The sequence below is a fragment of the Pseudideonella sakaiensis genome, from assembly GCF_048320135.1.
Taxonomy (GTDB): Bacteria; Pseudomonadota; Gammaproteobacteria; order Burkholderiales; family Burkholderiaceae_C; genus Ideonella_A; species Ideonella_A sakaiensis_A.
The window spans coordinates 5178315-5202859 of sequence record NZ_CP182947.1 but is presented as its reverse complement, the minus strand read 5'-3'; the positions used below and the strand labels follow the sequence as shown (position 1 = coordinate 5202859).

25 protein-coding genes are annotated in these 24545 nt (G+C 66.1%); 14 read left to right on the top strand and 11 right to left on the bottom strand.

Features of this window, described 5'->3' with window-relative positions; translation table 11 throughout:
• The first annotated feature begins 35 nt into the window (after positions 1-35).
• The 10 genes from ACNH6H_RS23870 (at position 36) to ACNH6H_RS23825 (ending at position 9858) form a co-directional block, all read left to right on the top strand.
• Positions 36-2834, top strand: coding sequence for a molybdopterin-dependent oxidoreductase (locus ACNH6H_RS23870; RefSeq protein ID WP_418320766.1), 2799 nt, complete (start codon positions 36-38; stop codon positions 2832-2834).
• A 91-nt stretch (positions 2835-2925) separates the two neighbouring features.
• Positions 2926-3876: a DNA-binding protein YbiB gene (gene ybiB / locus ACNH6H_RS23865; RefSeq protein WP_418320765.1), complete on the top strand. Its 951-nt coding sequence runs from the start codon at positions 2926-2928 to the stop codon at positions 3874-3876.
• Between the two features lie 71 nt (positions 3877-3947).
• Positions 3948-4571 carry an isochorismatase family protein gene (locus ACNH6H_RS23860; RefSeq protein ID WP_418320764.1) on the top strand — a complete coding sequence of 208 codons (624 nt, stop codon included), beginning with the start codon at positions 3948-3950 and terminating at the stop codon, positions 4569-4571.
• Between the two features lies 1 nt (position 4572).
• On the top strand, positions 4573-4866 hold the full coding sequence (locus tag ACNH6H_RS23855) for a cupin domain-containing protein (RefSeq protein ID WP_418320763.1): 294 nt from the start codon (positions 4573-4575) through the stop codon (positions 4864-4866).
• Positions 4867-4917: 51 nt separating this feature from the next.
• A complete protein-coding gene (locus ACNH6H_RS23850; RefSeq protein ID WP_418320762.1) occupies positions 4918-6165 on the top strand; it encodes an NAD(P)/FAD-dependent oxidoreductase in 1248 nt (415 codons plus the stop codon).
• 72 nt (positions 6166-6237) lie between these two features.
• Positions 6238-6450, top strand: a complete 213-nt coding sequence (rpsU, locus tag ACNH6H_RS23845; protein ID WP_054018851.1) for a 30S ribosomal protein S21 — start codon at positions 6238-6240, stop codon at positions 6448-6450.
• 104 nt (positions 6451-6554) lie between these two features.
• The gene (locus ACNH6H_RS23840; RefSeq protein WP_418320761.1) at positions 6555-7001 is read left to right on the top strand and encodes a GatB/YqeY domain-containing protein; all 447 of its coding nucleotides are present in this window, start codon (positions 6555-6557) and stop codon (positions 6999-7001) included.
• Between the two features lie 26 nt (positions 7002-7027).
• The gene (locus tag ACNH6H_RS23835) at positions 7028-7372 is read left to right on the top strand and encodes a TIGR01244 family sulfur transferase (protein ID WP_418320760.1); all 345 of its coding nucleotides are present in this window, start codon (positions 7028-7030) and stop codon (positions 7370-7372) included.
• Between the two features lie 117 nt (positions 7373-7489).
• Positions 7490-8119 (top strand): TRAP transporter small permease subunit, encoded by a 630-nt coding sequence (locus ACNH6H_RS23830; RefSeq protein ID WP_418320759.1) that lies wholly within the window; start codon positions 7490-7492, stop codon positions 8117-8119.
• Positions 8116-9858, top strand: coding sequence for a TRAP transporter large permease (locus ACNH6H_RS23825; RefSeq protein ID WP_418320758.1), 1743 nt, complete (start codon positions 8116-8118; stop codon positions 9856-9858). Before ACNH6H_RS23830 ends, ACNH6H_RS23825 begins: the two co-directional genes overlap by 4 nt.
• 369 nt (positions 9859-10227) lie before the next feature.
• On the opposite strand, the gene ACNH6H_RS23820 is transcribed toward ACNH6H_RS23825, so the two are convergent.
• Together ACNH6H_RS23820 and pmbA are read right to left on the bottom strand one after the other, a co-directional pair.
• Complete coding sequence (locus tag ACNH6H_RS23820) at positions 10228-11310, bottom strand: TRAP transporter substrate-binding protein (protein ID WP_418320757.1); 1083 nt, start codon at positions 11308-11310, stop codon at positions 10228-10230.
• 74 nt (positions 11311-11384) lie between these two features.
• Positions 11385-12830 (bottom strand): metalloprotease PmbA, encoded by a 1446-nt coding sequence (pmbA, locus tag ACNH6H_RS23815; protein ID WP_418320756.1) that lies wholly within the window; start codon positions 12828-12830, stop codon positions 11385-11387.
• A gap of 125 nt (positions 12831-12955) precedes the next feature.
• Here pmbA and yjgA point away from each other — a divergent pair, with 125 nt between their 5' ends.
• Together yjgA and mog are read left to right on the top strand one after the other, a co-directional pair.
• Entirely contained in the window at positions 12956-13534 is a 579-nt protein-coding gene (gene yjgA / locus ACNH6H_RS23810; protein ID WP_418320755.1) for a ribosome biogenesis factor YjgA, read from the top strand.
• Positions 13527-14150, top strand: coding sequence for a molybdopterin adenylyltransferase (gene mog, locus ACNH6H_RS23805; RefSeq protein WP_418320754.1), 624 nt, complete (start codon positions 13527-13529; stop codon positions 14148-14150). Before yjgA ends, mog begins: the two co-directional genes overlap by 8 nt.
• A gap of 120 nt (positions 14151-14270) precedes the next feature.
• Here mog and cysE read toward each other — a convergent pair whose 3' ends face one another.
• The gene (gene cysE / locus ACNH6H_RS23800) at positions 14271-15050 is read right to left on the bottom strand and encodes a serine O-acetyltransferase (protein ID WP_418320753.1); all 780 of its coding nucleotides are present in this window, start codon (positions 15048-15050) and stop codon (positions 14271-14273) included.
• Positions 15051-15140: 90 nt separating this feature from the next.
• Positions 15141-15869, bottom strand: coding sequence for an RNA methyltransferase (locus ACNH6H_RS23795; protein WP_418321473.1), 729 nt, complete (start codon positions 15867-15869; stop codon positions 15141-15143).
• Positions 15870-15999: 130 nt separating this feature from the next.
• Here ACNH6H_RS23795 and ACNH6H_RS23790 point away from each other — a divergent pair, with 130 nt between their 5' ends.
• Positions 16000-17001, top strand: a complete 1002-nt coding sequence (locus ACNH6H_RS23790) for an inositol monophosphatase family protein (RefSeq protein WP_418320752.1) — start codon at positions 16000-16002, stop codon at positions 16999-17001.
• 18 nt (positions 17002-17019) lie between these two features.
• On the opposite strand, the gene ACNH6H_RS23785 is transcribed toward ACNH6H_RS23790, so the two are convergent.
• Complete coding sequence (locus tag ACNH6H_RS23785; protein WP_418320751.1) at positions 17020-17226, bottom strand: DUF6494 family protein; 207 nt, start codon at positions 17224-17226, stop codon at positions 17020-17022.
• 89 nt (positions 17227-17315) lie between these two features.
• On the opposite strand from ACNH6H_RS23785, the gene ACNH6H_RS23780 reads away from it, so the two are divergent.
• Positions 17316-18350, top strand: coding sequence for an XdhC family protein (locus ACNH6H_RS23780; protein WP_418320750.1), 1035 nt, complete (start codon positions 17316-17318; stop codon positions 18348-18350).
• On the opposite strand, the gene ACNH6H_RS23775 is transcribed toward ACNH6H_RS23780, so the two are convergent.
• The 6 genes from ACNH6H_RS23775 to ACNH6H_RS23750 form a co-directional block, all read right to left on the bottom strand.
• Entirely contained in the window at positions 18347-19663 is a 1317-nt protein-coding gene (locus ACNH6H_RS23775) for a TRAP transporter large permease (protein ID WP_418320749.1), read from the bottom strand. The two genes, ACNH6H_RS23780 and ACNH6H_RS23775, sit on opposite strands and share 4 nt — an antisense overlap.
• The gene (locus ACNH6H_RS23770) at positions 19663-20181 is read right to left on the bottom strand and encodes a TRAP transporter small permease (RefSeq protein ID WP_418320748.1); all 519 of its coding nucleotides are present in this window, start codon (positions 20179-20181) and stop codon (positions 19663-19665) included. Before ACNH6H_RS23770 ends, ACNH6H_RS23775 begins: the two co-directional genes overlap by 1 nt.
• A 26-nt stretch (positions 20182-20207) precedes the next feature.
• A complete protein-coding gene (locus tag ACNH6H_RS23765) occupies positions 20208-21236 on the bottom strand; it encodes a TRAP transporter substrate-binding protein (RefSeq protein WP_418320747.1) in 1029 nt (342 codons plus the stop codon).
• Positions 21237-21422: 186 nt separating this feature from the next.
• A complete protein-coding gene (locus tag ACNH6H_RS23760; RefSeq protein WP_418320746.1) occupies positions 21423-22130 on the bottom strand; it encodes a fumarylacetoacetate hydrolase family protein in 708 nt (235 codons plus the stop codon).
• 17 nt (positions 22131-22147) lie between these two features.
• Positions 22148-23188: a cupin domain-containing protein gene (locus ACNH6H_RS23755; RefSeq protein ID WP_418320745.1), complete on the bottom strand. Its 1041-nt coding sequence runs from the start codon at positions 23186-23188 to the stop codon at positions 22148-22150.
• On the bottom strand, positions 23185-24399 hold the full coding sequence (locus ACNH6H_RS23750) for a 3-hydroxybenzoate 6-monooxygenase (RefSeq protein ID WP_418320744.1): 1215 nt from the start codon (positions 24397-24399) through the stop codon (positions 23185-23187). Before ACNH6H_RS23750 ends, ACNH6H_RS23755 begins: the two co-directional genes overlap by 4 nt.
• Positions 24400-24545 lie beyond the last annotated feature (146 nt).

The following is a 24545-nucleotide window of genomic DNA, read 5'->3' as shown; positions in this document are numbered from 1 at the left end:
CGGCTTCAGCCGCGATTCCTTCCGGCTTTCCGCAAATGCCTGAAACCCGCTCCACCTGCCCCTACTGCGGCGTCGGCTGCGGCGTGATCGTCTCGAGCGACGGCGGCGAGATCACCGGCGTTCGCGGCGACCCGGAGCATCCGGCCAATTTCGGCCGGCTCTGCACCAAGGGCAGCACGTTGCACCTGACCGCAAGCCGGCCGATCACGTTGCAAACGCGGCTGCTGCAGCCGATGCGGCGCGCGCAGCGCGGTGCAGCAGCGGAGCCGGTCGGCTGGGACGAGGCCCTCGACGATGCGGCCGATCGCTTCGCGGCGATCATCGAAAACGATGGGCCCGATGCGGTCGGTTTCTATATTTCGGGCCAGTTGCTGACCGAAGACTATTACGCGTTCAACAAGCTCGCGAAGGGCCTGATCGGCAGCAACAACATCGATACCAATTCGCGGTTGTGCATGAGCAGCGCGGTGGCCGGCTACAAGGCGACGCTCGGCGCCGATGCGCCGCCGGCCTGCTACGACGACATCGCCCACGCACGCACGTTGTTCATCACCGGTGCCAACATGGCGTTTGCGCATCCGATCCTGTTCCGCAGGATCGAGGATGTGAAACGCGCAAACCCGGCGCTGCGCATCATCGTCGTCGATCCGCGGCGCACCGAAACCGCCGAGGCGGCCGACCTGTTCCTGCAGATCCTGCCGGGCAGCGATGTCGCCCTCTTCCACGGCATGCTGCACCTGATGTTGTGGGAAGGGCTGACCGACACGGCGTACATCGCCAACCACACGACCGGTTTCGAGGCGCTGCGCGACCGCGTGCGCGATTTCAATCCGAAGGAAGTCGCGCGCATCTGCGGCATCGCAGAAGCCGACCTGGTGCAGGCGGCGCGCTGGTTTGCCGGCGTTGAAGCAGACGCCAAGCGCGCGCCGACGCTGTCGTTCTACTGCCAGGGGCTGAACCAGAGCAGCAGCGGCACCGCGAAAAATGCCGCGCTGATCAACCTGCATCTGGCAACCGCACAGATCGGCCGCGCAGGCGCCGGGCCGTTTTCGCTGACCGGCCAGCCGAACGCGATGGGCGGCCGTGAAGTCGGCGGGCTCGCGAACCTGCTCAGCGCGCACCGCGACCTCGCGAATCCGGCGCACCGTGCCGAAGTCGCGCGGCTGTGGGGTGTCGCCGATGTGCCGGCAACGCCGGGCAAGGCGGCGGTCGAGATGTTCGAGGCCGCAGCCGATGGTGCGATCAAGGCGTTGTGGATAACCTGCACGAATCCGGCGCAGTCGATGCCGGACCAGGCGACGGTGCGGCGCGCGCTCGAACGCTGCGAGTATGTCGTCGTGCAGGAGGCCTTTGCGACAACCGCGACTTGCCGCTTTGCCGACCTGCTGCTGCCGGCCACCACCTGGGGCGAGAAGGACGGCACCGTGACGAACAGCGAGCGCCGCATCAGCCGCGTGCGCGCGGCGGTGCCCGCGCCCGGCGCGGCCCGCGACGACTGGGCGATCGCCGCCGAATTCGGCAACCGGCTGCAAGATCGCTTGCAGCGCTTCGGCAACGGACGTCTGCCCAGCGCGCCAATGTTCGCCGGCGCCAGCGCCGAGGCCTTGTGGAACGAGCACCGCGACAGCACACGCGGCCGCGACCTCGACATCACCGGGCTCAGTTACGCCGCGCTCGAACAGGCGCCGGCGCAGTGGCCCTTTCCCGAAGGCGCATCCGCGGGCCGCGAGCGCCTTTATCAGGACGGCTGCTTCGCGACACCGGACGGCCGCGCCCGCTTCGTCGATGCGGCGTTCACGCCGCTCGCCGAACCGCGCGATGCACGCTTTCCGTTTTCGCTGAATACCGGCCGGCTGCGCGACCAGTGGCACGGCATGAGCCGCACCGGCAACCTCGGACGCTTGTTCGGCCATGTGCCGGAGCCGGTTGTCGAGATGCACCCGCAGGACCTCGCGCGGCGCAAACTCGCCGATGGCGACCTCGTTCGGATCCGCTCCCGCCGTGGCGAACTGGTGTTGCCGGTGCAGGCGAGCGCGCAGGTCGCGCCGGCGCAGGCCTTCGTCGCAATGCACTGGGGCGAAGAGGCGCTGTCGGGCCGCGATGCCGACGGCGCGCCGATCCACGGCATCAATGCGCTGACGACGCCGGCGCGTTGCCCGTCGTCCGGCCAGCCGGAGCTGAAACATGCGGCGGTCAGCATCGCGCCGGCCGAATTGCCGTGGAAGCTGCTGGCGCTGGCCTGGCTGCCGGACGACCAGTTGCTGCGCTTGCGCGGCGAACTGCAGCCCCTGATGCAGCGCTTCGACTTCGCGAGCATCGTGCCGTTCGGCCGCGAGCGCGGCGGGCTGATGTTCCGCGCCGCGGCGGCCGCACCGGTCGACGACGAGATCCTGCTGCAGATCGAACAGCTGCTCGGCCTGCATGCCGACGGGGTGCTGCACTATGCCGACAAGCGGCGCGGCCAGCGGCGCAGCATGAGGCTGAGCGGCAACGGTGAATCGCAGCGTCTCGACGGCTTTCTGCTCGCCGGCGATATCCGCGCCGAAGCCTGGGTTCGGCCGCTGCTGCAGGACGGGTTGCCGGCGCAGGCGTATGGCCGCGCGCTGCTGATCCCCGGCTCGCAACCGCCGCTGGCGGTACCGGCGCGCAGCCGCCAGGTCTGCAGCTGCCACGATGTCGGCGAGCAGGCGATCGTGTCTTGGCTGGCCGAACATCCCGGCCCGGCCGAGATGCAGCTGCCGAGCCTGCAGGCGGCGTTGAAATGCGGCACCGAATGCGGATCCTGCGTGCCGGAACTGAGACGGATCATCCGGCTGCAACTGCAGGCGGCGTGAGGCCGCACAGCCCCTTTTCGCGAGCCCGAGCAGACCTGGGAATTACCCTCGATCCAGGTCCGATGGGCCCAAAACTTGCGAAACTGCGGTGATGAAGATCGCCCAGTATCTGCGGGAAATCGGACGCGGCAAGGAAGGTGCCCGCTCGCTCGACGCCGAGCAGGCATCTGCGCTGATGGCCGCGGTGCTCGACGGGCAGGTCGGCGATCTCGAGCTCGGTGCCTTCGTGATGGCGATGCGGATCAAGGGCGAATCACAGGCCGAGCTGGGCGGCTTTCTGCAGGCGGTACGCGAACGCTGCCTGCCGCTGGCGCCGCAACGCAGCACCGTCGTGCTGCCGTCATACAACGGCTCGCGAAAGCTGCCGAACCTGACCGCGCTGCTCGCGCTGCTGCTCGCGCAACAGGAGATCCAGGTGCTGGTGCACGGGCCGCTGAGCGATCCGGGCCGCGTCACGACCGCCGAGATCTTCCACGCGCTCGGCCTGCCGGTGGCGCGCGACGTCGAAGACATCGAGGCCGGCTGGCAGCGCCAGGAACCGGTGTTCATCGGGACGCAGGACCTCTGCCCGCCACTGGCAAGGCTGCTCGACGTCCGCTGGACGGTCGGCCTGCGCAACTCCGGCCACACGATCGCAAAGCTGCTCGACCCATGCAGCGGTGGCCATTCGCTGCGCGTCGTCAACTACACGCACCCGGAATACGGCAGCAGCCTGAACACCTTCCTGCAGCACAGCGCTGCCGATGCGATGCTGCTGCGCGGTACCGAAGGCGAGCCGGTCGCCGATCCGCGCCGGATGCCGCGCATCGACCTGTTCATCGCCGGCCAGCCGCGGCCTGACCTGTCGCTGCTCGCGCAGGACGGCGTGCTGACCGAACTGCCGGTGCTGCCGCGCGAAACCGATGCGGCGACCACCGCGCTGTATATACAGGGCGTCGTCAGTGGCGAAAAGCCGGCGCCGGCGCCGTTGCAGCAGCAGGTCGCGTGCCTGCAGCGGGCGCTGGCGGCGATGCGGATGCGATCGGTCGCGGCCAGCGCCTGAGGCAACGCCCGAGCGCAGCACGAGGCTTCACCGGCCTCGGTATAGTCGCCGCAGCCTTGTCTGCGCTGACGATGATCGATACCAAGAAGACCCTGACCCTGAACGACAGCGTGCTGGTGCTGGTCGACTACCAGCCACGTCTGCTGCCGGCGATCGACAGTGCGGAAAAGGTACTCGAGCAGGCGGTGCTGCTGGCCGATGTCGCGCGCACGCTCGGCGTGCCGGTGATCGGCACCGAGCAGAATCCGGCCGGGCTCGGCACCAGCGTCGCGGCAATCGGCGAACGCTGCGACACGATCATCACGAAGACGCATTTCAATGCCTGCGCAGACGGCCTGCTCGATGCGGTGCGGCTGGCCCGCGCCGGCCGGCGCAGCGGCACGCCGCTCGACATCGTCGTCGCCGGCTGCGAAGCCCATGTCTGCCTGCTGCAGACCTCGATGGGGCTGCTGCGAAGTGGGCACCGGGTCTGGATCGCGCCACAGGCCTGCGGCTCGCGGCGTCCGGCCGATCACGCACTGGCGATGCAGCGGCTGCAGGCGGCCGGCGCGACGCTGGTCAGCGTCGAGATGGTCGCCTTCGAGTGGCTGCACCATTGCCGGCATGCCGAATTCATGGCGGTGCTGCAACTGATCAAGGCGGTGCCGACTGCAGACGCGCAGCCTCTTTTTTCATCCGCCACCGAAAGCCCCTGACATGTCAGCCAAACCTGCGATCGAGCCGAGCGCCTTCGAACACGAGCTGCGCGAACGCGGTTTTACCGAGATCCAGCAGCGCGAGATCGCGCCGGGCGTGCGCAACGATGCCCATTCGCACCCGTTCGAGGTGCGCGCACTGATGCTCGACGGCGAGCTGCAGCTCAGCTGCGAAGGCAAAACTGAAACCTGGCGCGCCGGCGACATCTTCACGATGGATGCCGGGCGCGAGCACGTCGAGCAGTTCGGCGCCAGTGGCGCCCGATACCTGACCGGGCGCAAATACCCCGGCTGAGCCCGCCCTGCCCGCGCAGGCCGCAGCGGGCGCCGGCCTATCATCGCGCCGATGGCTGAACACGACGTGGTGATCATCGGCGCCGGTGCGGCCGGGCTGTTCTGTGCCGGCATCGCCGGGCAGCTCGGGTTGAAGGTGCTGCTGATCGACCACAGCCCGAAGATTGCCGAGAAGATCCGCATCTCCGGCGGCGGGCGCTGCAATTTCACGAACCGCGAAACCGGGCCGGGCAACTTCCTGTCGGCCAATCCGCATTTCTGCCGCTCCGCGCTGGCGCGTTACAGCGCGCAGGATTTCATCGCGCTGCTGCAGCGGCATCGCATCGCCTTCCACGAAAAACACAAAGGCCAGTTGTTCTGCGACAACAGCGCCGACGATGTGATCGGCTTGCTGCTGCGCGAGTGCGACGCCGGCGGCGTGGTCCGCTGGCAGCCCTGCGAGGTCGCCGCGGTCCGCCACGGCGCCGGCGGATTCGAGCTCGATACCGACCGCGGCCCGGTGCGCGCGCGGCGGCTGGTCGTCGCCAGTGGCGGGCTGTCGATTCCGAAGATCGGCGCCAGCGATTTCGGCTACCGGCTGGCCCGCCAGTTCGGCCACCGGATCATCGAAACCCGGCCGGCACTGGTGCCGCTGACCTTTGCCGGCGATGCCTGGCAGGGCTTCGTGCCGCTGGCCGGCGTCGCGCTGCCGGCACGCGTTGCCACCGCCAGCGGCAAGGCGCGCGGCGAATTCCTCGAGGACCTGCTGTTCACGCACCGCGGGCTCAGCGGCCCGGCGATCCTGCAGATCTCGAGTTTCTGGCGTGGTGGCACGCCGATCGAGCTCGATCTCGCGCCGGGCACCGACCTCGGCCGCGAACTGCTGGCGGCGAAGGCGGCGACGCCGCGTCGGCAACTCGACAATGCGCTCGCGCAATGGCTGCCGCGCCGGCTCGCCGAGGCGTGGTCGGCCGCAGTGTTGCCGGGAGACGACGCGTCCAGCGCGGCGGCGCGCGCATCTCGGCCGCTGGCCGACTGGCGCGACCGCGAACTGCACCAGGTGGCTGCCACGCTGCAACGCTGGACGCTGATACCGAACGGCACCGAGGGCTACCGGAAGGCCGAAGTCACCGCCGGCGGCGTCGATACCCGTGAACTCAGCTCGAGCACGATGGCCAGCCAGCGCCTGCCGGGTCTTTATTTCATCGGCGAGGTGGTCGATGTGACCGGCTGGCTCGGCGGTTACAATTTCCAGTGGGCGTGGGCCAGCGCAGCTGCCTGTGCCCGTGCGATGGCTGCCGAGGCACGCGAAGCCGCGTGAGGGGGTGTTGCATGCCTCAATTTCCGAGCTATAATCGCTGTCTTTGCTGAACTTCAGAACTCAAACCGCTACATGACTACGATTCGCGTCAAAGAAAACGAGCCATTCGACGTGGCACTGCGCCGCTTCAAGCGCACCATCGAAAAACTCGGTTTGCTGACCGACCTGCGTGCCCGCGAGTTCTACGAGAAGCCCACTGCCGAGCGCAAGCGCAAGAAGGCTGCCGCCGTGAAGCGCCACTTCAAGCGCGTGCGGAGCATGCAGCTGCCGAAAAAGCTGTACTGATCTGGCGCGGACGGCCGCGCCCGCGCGAGATCGTCGCCTGAATCTGAAGCCCGCTGATCGCGGGCTTCGTCGTTTGTGAGTGCCACTGCTTCCGGAAATTCGAGATGAGCCTGAAGGATCGCATCACCGAGGACATGAAGACCGCAATGCGCGCCAAGGATGCGCCGCGCCTGCTGGCCATCCGCGGCCTGCTCGCCGCATGCAAGCAGAAGGAGGTCGACGAGCGCATCAGCCTTGACGACAATGCAGTCATTGCGATCGTCGACAAGCTGGTCAAGCAACGCAAGGATTCGATTGCCCAGTTCACCGCCGGCGGCCGCAGCGATCTCGCCGACAAGGAGAAAGCCGAATTGGCCGTTCTCGAAGCCTATCTGCCGCAGCGCCTCGACGAACAGGCGATCGCCGCCGAGGTAGCAGCCGTCGTTGCCGAGCTCGGCGCGACCGGCCCGTCCGACATGGGCAAGGTGATGGCGGCGGTCAAGCCACGGCTGGCCGGCAAGGCCGACATGGGGCTGGTGTCGGTTGCGGTCAAGCAGGCACTGAAAGGCTGAACAAGGATTTCTGCAACGGAACTGCCATGACCCACCCTGCGATCCAGAACCTCAGTCCCAGCGTTTCCGTGTGCGGCCAGCTGGATCCGGCAGCCATGAACTGGGCCGCCGAACAGGGCTACAAAAGCGTCATCAACAACCGGCCCGATTTCGAAGGCGGGCCGGACCAGCCGACCAACGAGGCGATCGCCGCGGCTGCCAAGGAAGCCGGGCTCGAATACCGCTTCCTGCCGGTCGCCGGCAACTACCAGTCGCCCGCGGAGATCGAGGCATTCGCCGCACTGCTGGCCGAACTGCCGGCACCGGTGCTGGCGTTCTGCCGCTCAGGCGCGCGCAGCACCAAACTGTTCGTCGCCGCGCAAAACCTCTGAGCCTTCGCGTTTCGGGAAGGCAGGTTTGCAGCCTGCTCAAACTCAATCATGGCAAACCCCGCGGCCAGAGCGGGTGTCAGTGCCTAGAATCCAGAACCACCTACGGAGGCATACGCGATGCAGTTTCTGCTCAAGATAGCGGCCGCGATCGATTGGATCAACGATCGCCTTGGCAAGTTGGTTGGCTGGCTGGTTCTGGCAGCGGTATTGATCAGTGCCGGCAACGCGATCATGCGAAAGGCCTTCAGCATCGGCTCGAATGCCTTCCTCGAGATCCAGTGGTATCTGTTCGCTGCGGTATTCATGCTCGGCGCGGCCTATGTCTTTCTGCACAACGGTCATGTGCGCATCGACTTCATCGCCAGCAAGCTGAGCAAGCGCACCAACGCGATCATCGACTCGCTCGGCATCGTGATATTCCTGATCCCGCTGTGCATCATCCTGATCGACCTGTCGTGGCCGTATTTCATGCGGACCTACATCTCGGGCGAGATGAGCGAAAACGCCGGCGGCCTGATCCGCTGGCCGGTGGTGCTGCTGATACCAGTCGGGTTCGGCATCCTGATGGTTCAGTCGATCTCGGAACTGATCAAGCGCATCGCCTTCCTGACCGGCGCGCGTGAAGAGCCGTTCAGCTACGGCCACGAAAAGACGGCTGAAGAAGAATTCGCAGAAGAAATGGCCGCAAAGGAATTTGCTGCCAAAGAGGCCAAAGAGGCCAAGGCAGCTGAGGGAGCCCGTCAATGACCGCGCTGATTGCCGAGTATTTTGTCCCGCTGATGTTCTGCGGGCTGCTGTTTTTCCTGCTGACCGGCATCCCGGTTGCGTTCGGCCTGGCGGCCACCGGCCTGCTGTTCGGCTACATCGGCATGGAAGCGGACCTGTTCCCGACCAACCTGTTCGGCGCATTGCCGCTGCGGGTTTTCGGGATCATGAAGAACGACACGCTGCTGGCGATTCCATTCTTCACGTTCATGGGCATCATCCTTGAACGATCCGGAATGGCCGAGGATCTGCTCGAGACTGTCGGCCAGGTCTTCGGCCCGGTGCGTGGCGGCCTGGCAATCGCGGTGGTGCTGGTCGGCGCGCTGCTCGCGGCAACCACCGGTGTCGTCGCCGCGGCGGTGATCTCGATGGGCCTGATCTCGCTGCCGATCATGCTGCGCAACGGCTACAACCGGACGATTGCAACCGGCACCATCACTGCGTCAGGCACATTGGCGCAGGCGATACCACCCTCGCTGGTGCTGATCGTGCTGGCCGACCAGCTCGGCCGTTCGGTCGGCGACATGTATGCCGGCGCGCTGATCCCTGGCCTGTTGCTGGTCTGCCTGTACATCACCTTTGTCGTCATCGTTGCGCTGGTGAAGCCGAAGTGGGTGCCGGCGCTGCCGGAGGAAATGCGCATCTACCGTGAAAGCAATGGCGCCAGCGGGCATCGCTCGCTGGTCGTGCTGCTGGCGATCTGCGCGGTCGCCGGCGTCGCCTGGAGCAAGATCCACGAATCGGTGATGAACCCGTGGATCGGCCGTGTGCTGCCGGCGCCGAACGACGAGATCTTCATCATGTCGATGACGGTCGCCTCGTTCCTCGCGTTGGCGCTCGCGACGATCAACCGCATCACGAAGATGGGGCTGTTGTCCAAGCTCGCCGAGCGTGTGACCTTCGTGCTGATCCCGCCGCTGGTGCTGATCTTCCTGGTGCTGGGCACGATTTTCCTCGGCGTCGCGACGCCGACCGAAGGCGGCGCGATGGGCGCGCTCGGTGCATTGATCATGGCGATGATGCGCCGCCAACTCAGCATGAAGCTGCTGCGCCAGGCGCTGGACAACACCGCGAAGCTCGCCACCTTCGTGATGTTCATCCTGATCGGCTCGACGGTATTCAGCTTCACGTTCAACGCCGCCGACGGCCACATCTGGGTCGAGCACCTGTTCGCGCAGCTGCCCGGCGGGCAGATCGGCTTCCTGGTCGTCGTCAACCTGCTGGTCTTCATCCTCGGCATGTTCATCGACTTCTTCGAGATCGCGTTCATCGTGATCCCGATCCTGGCGCCGGTGGCCGAGAAGATGGGCATCGACCTGATCTGGTTCGGCGTCATCCTGGCGATGAACCTGCAGACCTCGTTCCTGACGCCACCGTTCGGCTTCGCGCTGTTCTATCTGCGCAGCGTCGCACCGAAATCGGACTATGTCGACCGCCTGACCGGCAAGACGATTCCGGCGGTGACGACCGCGCAGATCTACAAGGGATCGATCGCCTTCATCGTGCTGCAGGTCATCATGGTCACCGCGATCGTGCTGAAGCCGGAGCTGGTTTCGGGCAACATCGACAAGGGCGTGCAGATCGATGCCGAAGACGCACTGCAGCAGATGCGCGACATGGGCCGCGAAGCGATCGAAGGCCGCAAGCCCGACAGCGATGCGCCGGCGCCGTTCGACCCGATGCAGGGCCTGATGGAGCAGATCAAGAAGGATCAGAAATAAGGGCAGCAGGCGCCGGCGCCAACCGGCCGGCCAGAAGAAGCCCCGCACCGCGGGGCTTTTTTATGCCTGCGCGCGGCGCCGCCTCCCGCGTAGCTGCCGATGACTGCGTGCGGCCGGAAACCGACAGTGGCACGGCCGATGCCGCACAGGGCAAACCGCTTCCAGCGGCGCAGCCCGCGGTCGACGATGCGACCCGCGCGGCGTGCAGATACAGGGGCTGAGTCAATCAACCCGTTCCAATGTTGCCCACGCGGCGGTGCCATCTGTCACGCGGGCGCACGACACCGGCATGCCCCACGCCACGCATGCGCACTGGCCATAAAAAAAGCCCCGCTTGCGCGGGGCTTTGCTGTCGCGTTGCAGAACCGGTCAGAGGCGCTGCTGCTGCATGAAGTCGTCGAAACCGGCTTCGGTGAAACGGAACCAGAGGTTCGAGTCGCGGCGGAAGTTCGAATAATCGGCGTAGATCTTCTTCCAGGCCGGGTTCGTATTGCCGAGCTCGCCGTACAGCGCCATCGCCTCCTTGAAGGCCGCATCCATCATGTCCTTCGGGAAGCGGAACAGCTTGGCGCCGCCGCCGACCAGGCGCTTCAGTGCGGCCGGATTGCGGGCGTCGTACTTGGCTTGCATCTCGGTGGCCGCATACATCGTGGCCGCCTCGAGGATCGCCTTGTATTCGGCGCTGAGCGCGTTGTAGGCCTTGTTGTTGACGTAGAAGTCGAGCTCAGGGCCGCCTTCCCACCAGCCCGGGTAGGCGTAGAACGGAGCGACCTTGTTGAAGCCGAGTTTCTCGTCGTCGTACGGGCCGACCCACTCGGCCGCATCGATCGTGCCTTTTTCCAGCGACTGGTAGATCTCGCCGCCCGGAATGTTCTGCGGCACGCCGCCGATGCGCTCGAAAACGCGGCCGCCGAAACCGCCGATGCGGAATTTGGCGCCCTTCACGTCGGCCAGCGACTTGATCTCCTTGCGCCACCAGCCGCCCATCTGGGCTCCGGTATTGCCGCCGATGAAGTTGATGATGTTGAAGTTGTTGTAGAACTCGCGCATCAACTTCATGCCGTTGCCTTCGACCATCCACGCCGTCATCTGGCGGGAGTTCAGGCCGAACGGAATCGCGCAGCCCAGTGCGAAGGTCGGATCCTTGCCGAAGAAATAGTACGGCGCGGTGTGCGCCATCTCGACGGTGGCCTGCTGGACGCCGTCGACAACGCCGAATGCCGGCATCAGTTCGCCACCGGCATGGACGCTGATCTCGAACTTGCCGCCTGTCATGTCCTTGACGAACTTGGACATGGTCTCGGCAGCGCCATAAATGGTGTCAAGCGACTTCGGGAAGCTCGACGCCAGGCGCCAGCGGATCGTCGACTGAGCGTGAACGATGGCTGGCGCTGCACCGGCGGCAAGAACACCGGCCAGACCAGCATTGCGGACAAATGAGCGACGCTCCATGAATTCTCCTGGGTGGGTGATAGGTCAGAACATTCTAGGGATCACAACTGGCGAAACAATGTGGGTTTCCCCAGTCAACTGAAGCCAGCGACCTTCATCGGCTGCAGCAGCACCGAGCCGACGGTCTTGGCGCCGGTAGTGTATTCGTCCGCACCGATCGCAACGATATGGCGCAGCATCTGGCGCAAATTCCCCGCAATGGTGATTTCATGCACCGGATGGGTGATTCGGCCATTTTCGACCCAGAAACCGGCGGCGCCGCGCGAATAATCCCCGGTCACATAATTGACGCCCTGCCCCATCAATTCGATCACGAACAATCCGCGGTCGAGTTTTTTCAGCATCTGCTCGAGCGAATCTTCCGGCCGCGTCAGCCGGCTGCGCAGGCTCAGGTTCTGCGAGCCACCGGCATTGCCGGTGGTCTTCATGCCGAGCTTCCTGGCCGAATAACTCGACAGGAAATATCCCTGCACGACACCGGCATCGACGACCGTGCGGCGGCAGGTGCGCACCCCTTCGTCGTCGAACGGCGCGCTGCCCTTGCCGCGCGGCAGGTGCGGCTCCTCGACGATGTCGATGTGCTCGGGCATCACCTGCTTGCCGAGCGAATCGAGCAGAAAACTCGACTTGCGGTACAGCGAGCCGCCGCTGGTCGCCTGCACATAGGCGCCGAGCAGGCCTGCCGCCAGCGTCGATTCGAACAGCACCGGCACCTCGCAGGTCTTGATCTTGCGCGAGCCGAGCCGCGCCAGCGCGCGCTCGGCGGCGTAGCGGCCAACCGCCTCCGGCGACGCCATGTCGGCCGCGGAGCGCATCGAGCTGTACCAGGCATCGCGCTGCATGTCGTTGCCGCGCCGGCCGCTGATCGATGCGATCGGCGCGACCGAGATCGAATGCCGCGACGCTGCATAACCGCCGCGAAATCCGCGCGAATTGCCGGAGAAGAAATGCGACTGCTGCGCCGACACGCCGGCGCCTTCCGAATTGGTGATCCGCCGGTCGGTCGACATCGCGGCGTCCTCGCAGCGGCGGGCCAGCTCGGCAGCGCCTTCGGCATCGATGTCCCACGGATGGAACAGGTCGAGGTCGCGGGCCAGCTCGTCCCCCTTCGCCAGGTCTTCCTCGTCGGGCAGGCCGGCGGCCGGATCCTCGGCGGTGAAGCGGGCGATGTCGTAGGCCGCACGCACCGTCTGCTCGATCGCCTCGGCCGAGAAGTCGGAGGTATTGGCATTGCCGCGCCGCTGACCGAGGTACAGCGAGATGCTCAAGGACTTGTCGCGGTTGCGCTCGACATTCTCGAGTTCACCCTTGCGCACCGAGACCGACAGCCCGACACCTTCGGAGACCTCGACGCTGGCGTCGCTGGCGCCGAGCTTGCGCGCGCCGGCGAGCGCCTGTTCGACCAGCTCGCGAAAGCGCTGCTGGCTCAGCGCAAAGCCGCTGCCTGCACCGCCTGCGCCACCGCGGCTGGTCGTGGCCTGAGCACGGTCGTTCAGGTCGGAGGTCGGTCGGGATTGCATCGGTCGGTTCATTGAATGGCCGGTTGGTGTTGTGGCAAGGCGCGTGCAGGCAGGCTTCGGCAGGCGCGAAGCTATGATACCGAGCCCTCACGCTTGCGGCCGCGCTGCCGCCGCTGCTTCCGCCCATGTCCCCGTCAACACCCCGCGAACCGGCCGACCACGACGGATCCGACGATTTGCCAGAAGCCACCGACGACGTTCGTTCGTCGCGGCCGAGCAAGACCCGCCGCAAGCAGGCCTCACACGATCTGCAATCGCTCGGCGAGGCACTGGTCGAGATGCCGGCAAAACGGCTCGCCGATCTGGAGATGCCCGACAGCCTGCGCGATGCGATCCGCGACTACGGCAATACGCGCAGCCACGAAGGCCGGCGACGCCAGATGCAATATATCGGCAAGCTGATGCGCCGCGTCGACCCGGAGCCGCTGCGCGAGGCGGTCGCCGCGATGCAGCTTGGCCAGGCGCGCGATTCGCTGGCGCTGCACCAGGCCGAGCATTGGCGCGCCGAACTGATTGCCGATGACGAGGCGGTGACTCGATGGGCCGCCGACTATCCGCAAAGCGATGTGCAACAGCTGCGCAACCTGGTTCGCGCGGCGCGCAAGGACGCGTCGGCCGAGCCCGAAAAGCGCAGCGGCAAGGCCTTTCGCGAGCTGTTCCGATTCATCCGTTCCGCGCAGCAAGACAAACCCGCCGATGACTGAAGCCACTTCGACCACAAACCCTGAACTGCCGCCACTGCTGCCGCTCGAGACGGTGCGCATCGGTGTCGTCTCGGTCAGCGACCGGGCGTCCGGCGGCATCTACGAGGACAAGGGGATTCCGGCGCTGCAGCAATGGCTGGCCAGCGCGCTGCGCAATCCGCTCGAATGGGAGCCGCGGCTGATTCCGGACGACCAGGCGCAGATCAGCGCGACGCTGACCGAACTGGTCGACCAGGCCGGCTGCCACCTGGTGCTGACGACCGGCGGCACCGGCCCGGCGCCGCGCGACCTGACGCCGGAAGCGACGCTGGCAGTCGCCGACAAGGTGATGCCTGGATTTGGCGAGCAGATGCGCGCGATCAGCCTGAATTTCGTGCCGACCGCGATCCTGTCGCGCCAGGTCGCGGTGATCCGCGGCAAGACGCTGATCATCAACCTGCCCGGCCAGCCGAAATCGATCGCCGAGACGCTGCAGGGCCTGCCTTCGGCGCAGCCGCCGGTGCACGGCATCTTTGCCGCCGTGCCGTATTGCATCGACCTGATCGGCGGGCCTTACCTCGATACCGACGAGACGGTCTGCAAGGCATTCAGGCCGAAGGCGGCGATCAGGACTTGAGGAGTCGGGAGGGGATGGGCTTCCTCCCCCGATGAGGCCTCGAGATGCGCTGACAAATCGGGGCTGAAGCCCCTCCCACAAAGTCCCTGCCGGTCCAGCAGCGGGCCGCCACCTGCTGGCTCATTTGACGAGCTGGTTCAGCTTCTCGGCGTCGAAACATTCGGTCTTGCGCGCATCGGCCGGCACGCAGTCCTGGCCCGGCAATTCGCGCGAGCGTGCCGACAGTTTTTCGATCGCCTGCCACAACATCGCGATCTGGTGCTCGTGCCCCGACGCATGGTCGATCAGGCCCTTCATCGCCTGTGCCACCGGGTCGTCGCCCTGCGTGACGCCATAGGCCGAAAAACCCATCCGCGCGGCAGTGGCCTCGCGTTTGGCTTCGACCTCGGCGAGCAGCACGCGCGCCGGATTGCCGAGCGCGGTGGCGCCGGCCGGTACTGGCTTGACGACGACGGCGCTGGAGCCGACGCGGGCGCCATCACCGACCAGAAAACCGCCGAGCACCTGCGCGTTGGCGCCGATGATGACGCCCTTGCCGAGTGTCGGATGGCGCTTTGCACCTTTCGCCAGCGAAGTGCCGCCCAGCGTCACGCCCTGGTAGATCGTGCAGTCGTCGCCGATCTCGGCGGTTTCGCCGATCACGACGCCCATGCCATGGTCGATGAAGACGCGCCGGCCGATCGTCGCGCCGGGGTGGATCTCGATGCCGGTCAGAAACCGCGCGATGTGCGAGGTGAAGCGGCCGAGCCAGAACCACTGGCGGCGCCAGAAAAAATGCGCCCAGCGGTGCATCACCAGCGCATGCAGGCCGGGATAACAGGTCAGCACCTCCCAGACGGAACGTGCCGCCGGGTCGCGTTCTGCTATGCAGGCGATGTCTTCTCTGATTCGTTCGAACATGTTGTTGGATGCGCGTGGCCGCGCGCAGCGATTGCCGGTGGCCAGTGTATGTCGCTTGTTACAAGCCTGCAGTGCGCGGCGAAGGGTCCGTCAGCGCGTTGTGGCTTCGTCGACGGCCCGCGCAATGCCGCGCAGGATGTGGATTTCCTCGACCCGCAACTCGGCGCGGTTGACGAGCTGGTTGAGGCGCGGCATCAGCTTGCGCGGGACTGCCGGGTCGAGAAAGCCGATTTTTTCCAGCGTCGCCTGCCAATGCGCCAGCAGGCCGCGCACCGCGGCCGCATCGGCATACTGCGGCTCGGCGGTGCGCGGCGAGACGTCGAAGGCGCCAAGCGCGCAGCGCCAGTCGTAGGCGATCAGCTGCACCGCCTGCGCCAGGTTCAGCGAGCCGTATCCAGGCGGCGTCGGGATGCTGAGCGCGGCATGGCAGCGGTAGACATCGTGGTTGCCGAGGCCGAAACGCTCCGAGCCGAACAGGAAGCCGACCCGATGCCCGCTGCCGGCGATGCGCGGCAGCAGCTCGCGCGGCGCGTGGGTCGGCGGGCCGAAATCGCGCGGTGTCATTGCCGTTGCGCAGAGGTAGTCGATGCCGTCGATTGCCTCGTCGAGGCTGGCAACGACCCGGGCGTTGTGCACCACGTCGGTGGCGCCGCTCGCCATTGCAACGGCCTGCGGACTTTGCGCGACCAGCGGGTCGCGCGGCGCGACCAGCACCAGGTCGGCAAAACCCATCACCTTCATTGCCCGCGCCGCCGCACCGACGTTGCCCGGGTGGCTGGTCTCGACAAGGATGAAGCGGGTATCGCCGCCTGGGGGCATCACCGGTTGCTCGGCGTCAGAAAAACTTGGCGTCATAAAATAGGGATTATCCGCAGCGACGCCCCGCCCTCACCGGCCGCCGTCGCTGCCGTTCTTTTTTCCGCCAGCATCTCCACCCCCAGGTTGCCCCATGTCGCAAGCGCTCCATCCCATGCTCAACATCGCCATCAAGGCGGCACGTACGGCGGGGGCGCTGATCAACCGCGCATCGCTGGACCTCGACCTGCTGAAGGTCACCAGCAAGGCGACCAACGACTTCGTCACCGAGGTCGATCAGGCGGCGGAGCGCGCAATCATCGAGACACTGCTCGGCGCCTATCCGGGCCACGCCATCCTGGCCGAGGAATCGGGCCGCCAGCACGGCGCCCGTGACAGCGACTATCTGTGGATCATCGATCCGCTCGACGGCACGACCAATTTCATCCACGGGCTGCCGGTGTATGCGGTGTCGATCGCACTGAGCTACCGCGGCCAGATCCAGCAGGCGGTGGTCTACGACCCGTCGCGCAACGATCTGTTCTATGCATCGAAAGGCCGTGGCGCCTACCTGAACGACAAGCGGCTGCGCGTCTCGAAGCGGACCCGGCTCGCCGAATCGCTGATCGGCACCGGCTTTCCGTTCCGCAAGGGCGACAATTTCCAGCGTTATCTGGCGATGTTCGAGGCGGTGATGCAGCGTTGCGCCGGCGTCCGCCGTCCGGGCGCGGCCGCGCTCGACCTCTGTTATGTCGCCGCCGGTTATTACGACGGCTTCTTCGAGACCGGCCTGCACCCGTGGGACATCGCGGCCGGCTCGCTGATGATCACCGAGGCCGGCGGGCTGATCGGCAATTTCACCGGCGAGGCCGACTACCTGTTCCAGCGCGAAGTGGTGGCCGGCAATCCGAAGATCTACGGCCAGCTGGTGCCGCTGCTCGCGCCGCACACTGCAGTCGTCAAGATCGAGCCGGCCGACGCGGCGAAGCCGCTGGCCCATTCCGGTGATTCGACGCCTGAATCGGCGCTCGCCGCATCGCTGGCCGGCCCGGCCGAGACATCGCAACCGGCCGCAGCGCCGGTGTCGAAGGCAGTGCGCATCCGGAAGGCCGATCTGGCGCAGCCACCGGCCGACGACAAGCCCCGCGGTCGTTGACGGGTCGGCGCAGCCGGCTCACTGCAGCGCAATATCGCCGTCGAACTTGACGTCGAGCTTCAGCTCGCCAATCTCCAGCCGCATCGTCGCATTCAGTTTCTCGTTGCCCTTGATCGTGCCGTCGGCAATTGCCTTGGCCACCGCATGCTCGATTTCGCGCTGCGAACTGACGCCGACCATCTTCAGGAATTTGCGGGTGCTGATGTTGAAGGTTTCCTCGTCCATGGGATGCTCCGTCGGCTGGCTGTGAAGGAATCGAATCTACTCCATCCACCCGCCGCGGATCGCGTCGCGGCCGCTGCGAGAATGCGCCGATGGAAGCCATCGACCTGATCGTTCTGCGCACGCTGCAGCAGTGGCGTGCCGACGGCCGACACGGCCTGCTGGCCACCGTCGTGCGCACCTGGGGTTCGTCGCCGCGGCCGGTGGGTTCGTTGATGGCCTTGTGCGAAAACGGTTCGCTGGTCGGTTCGGTTTCCGGCGGCTGCATCGAGGACGACCTGGTGCACCGCTTCAGCAGCCTCGCCGGCGCCGATGCAACGGCGCCGATCGCGCCGGGTCCGCCGCAACTCGTCCGCTACGGCGTCAGCGCCGACGAGGCGCATCGCTTCGGCCTGCCATGCGGCGGCACGCTCGAATTGCTGCTCGAGTTCGACCCCGACCCGGCCGGGCTCGGCGAGTTGCTCGGCCAGCTCGACCAGGGGCAGCTGGTCGAGCGGTCGCTGCGGCTGGCCGACGGTTCGGCCAGCCTGCGGGCCTGCGAGCGACCCACCGGGCTGAGGCTCGATCACGAGGTGATGGTCAACAGCTTCGGCCCCGGCTACCGGCTGCTGATCATCGGTGCCGGCCAGCTCGCCGAATACCTCGCGACGATGGCGCTGTTCAACGGCTTTGCGGTCACGGTTTGCGATCCGCGCGAGGAATACCGCGGCAGCTGGTCTGTCGCCGGCGTCGACCTCGTCCACGAGATGCCGGACGACATGGTCCAGCGCTTCGCGCCGGACCGTCGCAGCGCGGTGGTCGCGCTGACGCACGACCCGAAGCTCGACGATCTGGCCTTGCTCGAGGCGCTGGGCTCGGACGCGTTCTACATCGGCGCGATCGGCTCGCGGCGCAACAACCAGGCGCGGCGGCAGCGACTGATCGAGCATTTCGGCGCCACCGAACAGTCGCTGCGCCGGCTGCACGGTCCGATCGGCCTCTTCATCGGCAGCAAGACGCCGCCGGAGATCGCGGTCAGCGTGATGGCCGAACTGCTGGCGGTGAAAAATGGCGTCGCATTACGCGCGCCGGAGCCGGTCGGCGCAGCCAAGGACGCACTGGAAGGCAGCGCTGCCGCGCCGCGCTAGAAGCGCAGCACGAACAGCGTGATGCTCGGGAACAGCACCAGCACGACGACACGCAGCAGGTCGCTGGCGACAAACGGCAGCACGCCGCGGTAGGTATCGCGGATCGTCACACCGGGCGCCATCGACTGGATCACGAACAGGTTCATCCCGACCGGTGGCGTGATCAATCCGACCTCGACGACGATCAGCACCAGCACGCCGAACCAGATCGCGGCGTCCTCGGGCGGCAGGCCGAAATCGAGGCCGACGAACATCGGGAAAAAGATCGGGATCGTCAGCAGGATCATCGACAGCGAATCCATCACGCAGCCGAAGATCAGATAAAACAGCAGGATGCCGGTCAGCACCGTATAGGGCCCGAAGCCCTGCTCGCCGACCCAGCCGGCGAGCTCCTGCGGCAGCTGCGACAGCGCGAGAAAGGTGTTGTAGGCCGCGGCTCCGAGCACGATCATGAACACCATCGCGGTGCCGTTGGCGGTCGCCTCGAAGGCCTCGCGCAACTTCGGGCCGCTCAGGCCACCGCGCTGCCAGGCCAGCAGACCGGTGCACACCGCACCGACCGCCGCACCTTCGGTCGGCGTGAAGATGCCGGTATAGATGCCGCCGATCACGATCACGAAGATCAGCAGCACCGGCCAGACCGCGCCCAGCGCCTGCCAGCGCTCGGGCCACGGCATCGGATCGAGCTGGCCGGCGAGTTTCGGGTTCAGGTGCACGCGGATCCAGATCACCGCCATGTAGCCGAGTGCGGCGAGGATGCCGGGGATGAAGGCCGCGGCAAACATCTTCGCGATATTCTGTTCGGCGAGGATCGCGTAGATCACCAGCACGATCGACGGCGGGATCAGGATGCCGAGCGTGCCGCCGGCCGCCAGTGCACCGCTGGCCAGGCTGCCGGCATAACCGGCCCGCTTCAATTCGGGCAGCGCGACCTGGCCCATCGTCGCGGCGGTCGCCATCGACGAACCGCAGATCGAGCCGAAGCCGGCGCAGGCGCCGATCGCCGCCATGCCGACACCGCCCTTGCGGTGGCCGAGAAAGGCCTCGGCGGCCTTGAACAGCGCGCTGGACATGCCGCCGAGTGTTGCGAACTGCCCCATCAGCAGGAACAGCGGCACCACCGACAGCGAGCCGTTCGAGAAGCTGCCATAGGCCATCGTCTTCATCTGGTTCAGCAGCGGCATTGCATTGCCGTAGACGTACCACGAGCCGAGCAGGCCGAGCACCAGCATCGACAGGCCGATCGGAATGCGGATGAAGATCAGCGCGAGCAGCACCGGGAACGACCAGGCCGCCAGTTGCAGCGCGTCCATCAGTGCTCTCCCTGGGCCATCACGAAGCCGGCCGGCGGCTGGCCGATGCCGAAGTCCTCGAGCAGCCGCCATGCATAGACGATGCAGCCGAATACGCCCGGCACCATCGACACCGCATAGGCCCACCAGACCGGCATCTGCAGGATGAAGCTGACCTCGGCGTTTTCACGGTAGTCCATCGTCGAGATGCCCATGCGCCAGATCAGCAGTACCCAGATCACCAGCATCAGCGCGTCGGCAAGGATCAGGAAGACACGTTGCAGTGCCGGCGGATAGACCTTCCAGAACAGGTCGACCATCGCATGGCCGCGCCTGAGGTGCGCCCACGGCATGAAGCAGAACACCGCGATCGCGGTGCCGGCCTCGACAAGCTCGAAGTCGCCCGGCACCGGCCCGAGCCCGAAACCGCTGAAGGCCCGGCCGATGATGCTGGCGACACTCAAGACCGCCATCGCGGTGAGTACCGCACCACCGAACCAGGCCAGGGCCTGGCTGGTCCTGTAGATGAACGTATTCATGCCGACCGCCTCTTCGCTGCTGCGACTTATTTTTTCTGGTACTTGTTGATCAGTTCGGTGGCTTCGGCTGCCAGCTTCGGGCCGTCGATGCCCTTCTCGCCGACCTGCTGGAACCATACCGCCCGCACGCCGGCAGCGGTGCGAGCCCAGCGCTGGGTCTCTGCCGCATCGAGCGCGACGATATTGTTGCCGGCTTTTTGCGCTGCAGCCTTGCCGGTGACGTCGCCGGCGTCCATCGCGCGGCCGAACAAGGCGGCGGTCTCGATGCCAGTGTTCGCATCGATCACCTTCTTCAGGTCGGCCGGCAACCGGTCGTAGGCGCCCTTGTTCATCGCAACCGCGAAGGTCTGCGTATACAAGCCCTTGTCGCCGGCGAAGGTGGTGTGGTTCTTCACGATCTGCTCGACCTTCAGCGCCGGCACGACTTCCCACGGGATCGTCGTCGCCTCGATGACGCCTTTCGACAAGGCCTCGCCGACCGCCGGTACCGGCAGGCCGACCGGCGTCGCGCCGAGCTGCTCGAGCATGATGTTGACAACCCGCGAGCCGCCGCGCACCTTCATGCCCTTCAGATCCTCCAGCTTCGTGATCGGCGACTTGCTGTGAAACAGCCCGGGGCCATGGGTGTGGACGGCGATCAGCTTGACGTCCTTGAATTCGTCCATCGCATTTTTCTCGACGAAGGCCTGGAAGGCGCGCGAGCCCGACTCACCGCCGCCGATCATGAACGGCAGCTCGAATACCTCGCTCTTCGGGAAGCGCCCCGGCGTATAGCCGAGCACGGTCCAGATCACGTCGGCAACACCGTCCTTGGCCTGGTCGAACAATTCGGGCGGCTTGCCGCCGAGCTGCATGCTCGGAAACAGCTGCACCTTGATGCGCCCGCCGCTTTCCTTCTCGATCTTTTTTGCCCACGGCTCGATCGCAAGCTTCGGCACATTGGCCTGCGGCGGCAGGAACTGGTGAAAACGCAGCGTGACATCCGCGGCCATCGCGGCGGGCAGCGACACGGCGAACACAGCGGTGGCGAGCAGGGTCTTGACGCGGTATTTCATGCTGGTCTCCTTGGTGGATTCGATGCGGTGCGAAACGGGCAGGTGCAGGCCGGGCCCGGGCGCCCTCGCGGGGTGATTGTTGGTTTCTGACGACGGTCCGGCAATGTCTGCGGCGGATAACAGCTATCGCGCAACGGCATGACTTGACCTGAAACTTCGGGCCGGCGCGCCGGCCCGCGGCCTGGGCTATTCGGCCGGACCGATCTGCAGCGAAATCTCGCCGACGCCGGCAACATGCCCGGCAATGCGGTCGCCCGCGACCACCGGGCCGACACCTTCGGGCGTTCCGGTAAAGATCAGGTCGCCCGGTTGCAGGTGATAAAACAGCGACAGGTCGGCGATCTGCTCGCGGATATCCCAGATCAGCTTGTCGATATCGGATTTCTGGCGCGGCTCGCCATTGACCGTCAACGCGATCTCGCCGCTGCTGATCACATGGCCGGGCATCTCGACGATCTCCGAGACGACCGAACCGTCCTCGATGTCCTTGCCGAGGTCCCACGGCCGGCCCTTGTCGCGGGCGACCAGTTGCAGGTCGCGCCGCGTCATGTCGAGGCCGCAGGCATAACCGTAGATGATGTCGTGAGCATCCTCGGCCTTGACGCGAAACCCCGGCTTGCCGACGACCAGCACCAGCTCCATCTCGAAATGGTAGTTGTCGGTCTGCGGCGGATAGGCCACCGTGGCGCCCGACTGCACCAGCGACTGCGGCGACTTCGTGAAATAAAACGGCCGCTCCTTCGCCTTGTCGACCGGCCGGCCCATCTCGACCGCGTGGGCGTGGTAGTTGCGGCCGACGCAGAAGATGCGGTTGATCGGCAGCCGTTCGGTCCTGCCGCGGATCGGCAATGAAGGCGGCGGCGGCGGGTTCCAGATATAGCTCGGCTGGGTCATGTTGTTTCCGTGAGAGGTCAGTTGCGGATTTCGAAGACGCCGAGCTTCTGGTGCAGCGGCGTTTCGTCGGCGATGAACAGGAAGGCGGGTTCGGAGCTCGAGCGGTTGCGCAGGCCCACCGCCGAGTAGCCCGGCGCGCAGCAGGTATCGGCCTCGGCCAGCGTGAAGGTCTGGCCTTCGTTCTGCAGCTCGGCCGCACCTTCGATCAGGTGGAACACCATCGCCGGCGAACGCACCGGCAGCTGCAGGCTCTGGCCGGGACGCAGCATCAGCGCATAGAAGCCGAGGATGTTTTCGCAGGGCGCGCCGGTCTCCGGGTTGGCATAGGTGATCTGCACCGCCTCTAGTTCGGGTTGGTCGTCGGCCAGCGATTGCAGTGCCGCGCGCGCATCGGCCCACGGATAACGCAGCATCGGATAGGCCTTGCGCGAGCGCTCGAAGACCGGCGTCGGCACGAGGCCGCCGCGCGCATAGGCCCGTTCGCCATGTGCCGGCCTGACCTGCTGGCGGCCACCGTCGACGTGGTAACTCGCCTCCATGTAGTAGACCAGCGGCAGATCGAGCACATCGAGCCAGACCACCGGTTCGTCGCCGTCGTGGCCATGTTCGTGCCACAGGCCGGTCGGCGTCAGGATCAGGTCGCCGCGTTTCATCACGCACTTCTCGCCGTCGACGGTCGACCAGGCGCCCTCGCCTTCGACGACCATGCGCACCGCATTCGGCGTATGGCGGTGCGACGGCGCCCATTCGCCCGGCAGCAGCAACTGCATGCCCAGGTACATCGCCGCGCTGGCCTGCATCTTGTCGAGGCCGTGGCCCGGATTGGCCAGCACCAGCACGCGCCGTTCGGCCTTCTCGATCGGCGTCAGCTCGCCGGCGCGCATCAGCAGCGGCCGGATTGCCGCATACGGCCAGTGCGTCGCCTGCGTATTGACCTTCGGCCTGGCCGGCGGCAGCAGCGCGCGCAGGCTCGGCCACAACGGCACCAGGTTGCGCGACCGCAACTCGTCGACATAGTCGGCCGGCAGGTCTTCGATTCGTCCCAATTCGGCAGTCATTTCCTGTCTCCTTTTTCCGCCAGACAACGGTCGACGGTCCATCCGTACAACCACTCCATCGCATCGTAGAAGCGTTCGGGGCTGCGGCCTTTCCACAAATCATTGCGGACCAGCCGCTCGACATCCTTCGCATGGAAGATGCGCCCCATTTCGCGCGACGACAACACGACCCGGGCGGTGCGCGCGACCCGCGATCGCTGGTAGTGCGCGAAGGCCTTGGCGATGTCGTTGTCGTGCACCCGCAAAGCTTCGCCGAGCGTCACCGCATCCTCCATCGCCATGCAGGCGCCTTGCGCCATGTATTGGAGCGTGGCGTGGGCCGCATCGCCGAGCAGCGCAACCCGGCCGAATACCCATTGGCCGATCGGATCGCGGTCGGCGGTCGCCCAGCGCTTCCAGTCCTTCGGCAATTCGATCAGTTGCCGCGCCTTCGGGCAGATGCCCTCGAAATAACTCAGCACCTCGTCGGGGCTGCCTTCGGTGACGCTCCACTCCTCCTTGTCGCGGCTGTGGAAGGTGACGACGACGTTGTACTGCTCGCCGCCGCGCAGCGGGTAATGGACGAGGTGGCAATTCGGGCCGACCCAGATTGCCGCGGCATTCCATTGCAGGTCCTGCGGAAACTCGTTGCGGTCAACCACTGCGCGGTAGACGACATGGCCGGAGACACGGGCCTCGTCGCCGACATATTGCTGGCGCACCGCCGACTTGACGCCGTCGGCACCGATCAGCGCGCGGCCGAGATGGCGACCGCCGTTCGTGTCGATCACCGTGACCGTGTTGTCATCCTGCTCGATGCGCTCGACCCGAGTCGACGTCAGGCATTCGATCCGGCCCGATGCCATCGCGCCGTGCAGCAGCGACAAATGCATGTCGGCACGGTGGATCACCGCATACGGATTCTTGAAGCGCTTGCGGAACGCCTCGCCGACCGGAATCCGCCCGACCAGCGTCTCGTCAAGCGCATCGTGCATCACCATCTCGTCGGTATAGACGGCCAGCGCACGGGCCTCGTCGCCGATGCCCAGCGCATCGAAGGCGGCGAAGCCGTTCGGGCCGAGCTGGATGCCGGCGCCGATCTCGCCGATCTCCGCGGCCTGTTCGAGCACCTTGACCGGCAGTCCGCGATTGGCCAGCGCCAGTGCGGCGGCGAGCCCGCCGATGCCACCACCGGCAACGATCACGGGAAGGTCTGGATTGGTCGATGTCATTCGCTCGCCTCTCTGTTCTGTGCTCTAATCATCAGTACGCTGATCATTAGTATAGTGACATCTGGCGCATCACCACCTGGGGATTACCCGGTGTCAGGCCGCTCGCTCTTGCCGGCTGCCCCCGTAAAAGGTGCGCGCGGGGTCGT

Coding starts and splice junctions, on each gene's coding strand:
- ACNH6H_RS23870 (WP_418320766.1), top strand. CDS start 36: ATGCCTGAAACCCGCTCCACCTGCCCCTACTGCGGCGTCGGCTGCGGC.
- ybiB (WP_418320765.1), top strand. CDS start 2,926: ATGAAGATCGCCCAGTATCTGCGGGAAATCGGACGCGGCAAGGAAGGT.
- ACNH6H_RS23860 (WP_418320764.1), top strand. CDS start 3,948: ATGATCGATACCAAGAAGACCCTGACCCTGAACGACAGCGTGCTGGTG.
- ACNH6H_RS23855 (WP_418320763.1), top strand. CDS start 4,573: ATGTCAGCCAAACCTGCGATCGAGCCGAGCGCCTTCGAACACGAGCTG.
- ACNH6H_RS23850 (WP_418320762.1), top strand. CDS start 4,918: ATGGCTGAACACGACGTGGTGATCATCGGCGCCGGTGCGGCCGGGCTG.
- rpsU (WP_054018851.1), top strand. CDS start 6,238: ATGACTACGATTCGCGTCAAAGAAAACGAGCCATTCGACGTGGCACTG.
- ACNH6H_RS23840 (WP_418320761.1), top strand. CDS start 6,555: ATGAGCCTGAAGGATCGCATCACCGAGGACATGAAGACCGCAATGCGC.
- ACNH6H_RS23835 (WP_418320760.1), top strand. CDS start 7,028: ATGACCCACCCTGCGATCCAGAACCTCAGTCCCAGCGTTTCCGTGTGC.
- ACNH6H_RS23830 (WP_418320759.1), top strand. CDS start 7,490: ATGCAGTTTCTGCTCAAGATAGCGGCCGCGATCGATTGGATCAACGAT.
- ACNH6H_RS23825 (WP_418320758.1), top strand. CDS start 8,116: ATGACCGCGCTGATTGCCGAGTATTTTGTCCCGCTGATGTTCTGCGGG.
- ACNH6H_RS23820 (WP_418320757.1), bottom strand. CDS start 11,310: ATGGAGCGTCGCTCATTTGTCCGCAATGCTGGTCTGGCCGGTGTTCTT.
- pmbA (WP_418320756.1), bottom strand. CDS start 12,830: ATGCAATCCCGACCGACCTCCGACCTGAACGACCGTGCTCAGGCCACG.
- yjgA (WP_418320755.1), top strand. CDS start 12,956: ATGTCCCCGTCAACACCCCGCGAACCGGCCGACCACGACGGATCCGAC.
- mog (WP_418320754.1), top strand. CDS start 13,527: ATGACTGAAGCCACTTCGACCACAAACCCTGAACTGCCGCCACTGCTG.
- cysE (WP_418320753.1), bottom strand. CDS start 15,050: ATGTTCGAACGAATCAGAGAAGACATCGCCTGCATAGCAGAACGCGAC.
- ACNH6H_RS23795 (WP_418321473.1), bottom strand. CDS start 15,869: ATGCCCCCAGGCGGCGATACCCGCTTCATCCTTGTCGAGACCAGCCAC.
- ACNH6H_RS23790 (WP_418320752.1), top strand. CDS start 16,000: ATGTCGCAAGCGCTCCATCCCATGCTCAACATCGCCATCAAGGCGGCA.
- ACNH6H_RS23785 (WP_418320751.1), bottom strand. CDS start 17,226: ATGGACGAGGAAACCTTCAACATCAGCACCCGCAAATTCCTGAAGATG.
- ACNH6H_RS23780 (WP_418320750.1), top strand. CDS start 17,316: ATGGAAGCCATCGACCTGATCGTTCTGCGCACGCTGCAGCAGTGGCGT.
- ACNH6H_RS23775 (WP_418320749.1), bottom strand. CDS start 19,663: ATGGACGCGCTGCAACTGGCGGCCTGGTCGTTCCCGGTGCTGCTCGCG.
- ACNH6H_RS23770 (WP_418320748.1), bottom strand. CDS start 20,181: ATGAATACGTTCATCTACAGGACCAGCCAGGCCCTGGCCTGGTTCGGT.
- ACNH6H_RS23765 (WP_418320747.1), bottom strand. CDS start 21,236: ATGAAATACCGCGTCAAGACCCTGCTCGCCACCGCTGTGTTCGCCGTG.
- ACNH6H_RS23760 (WP_418320746.1), bottom strand. CDS start 22,130: ATGACCCAGCCGAGCTATATCTGGAACCCGCCGCCGCCGCCTTCATTG.
- ACNH6H_RS23755 (WP_418320745.1), bottom strand. CDS start 23,188: ATGACTGCCGAATTGGGACGAATCGAAGACCTGCCGGCCGACTATGTC.
- ACNH6H_RS23750 (WP_418320744.1), bottom strand. CDS start 24,399: ATGACATCGACCAATCCAGACCTTCCCGTGATCGTTGCCGGTGGTGGC.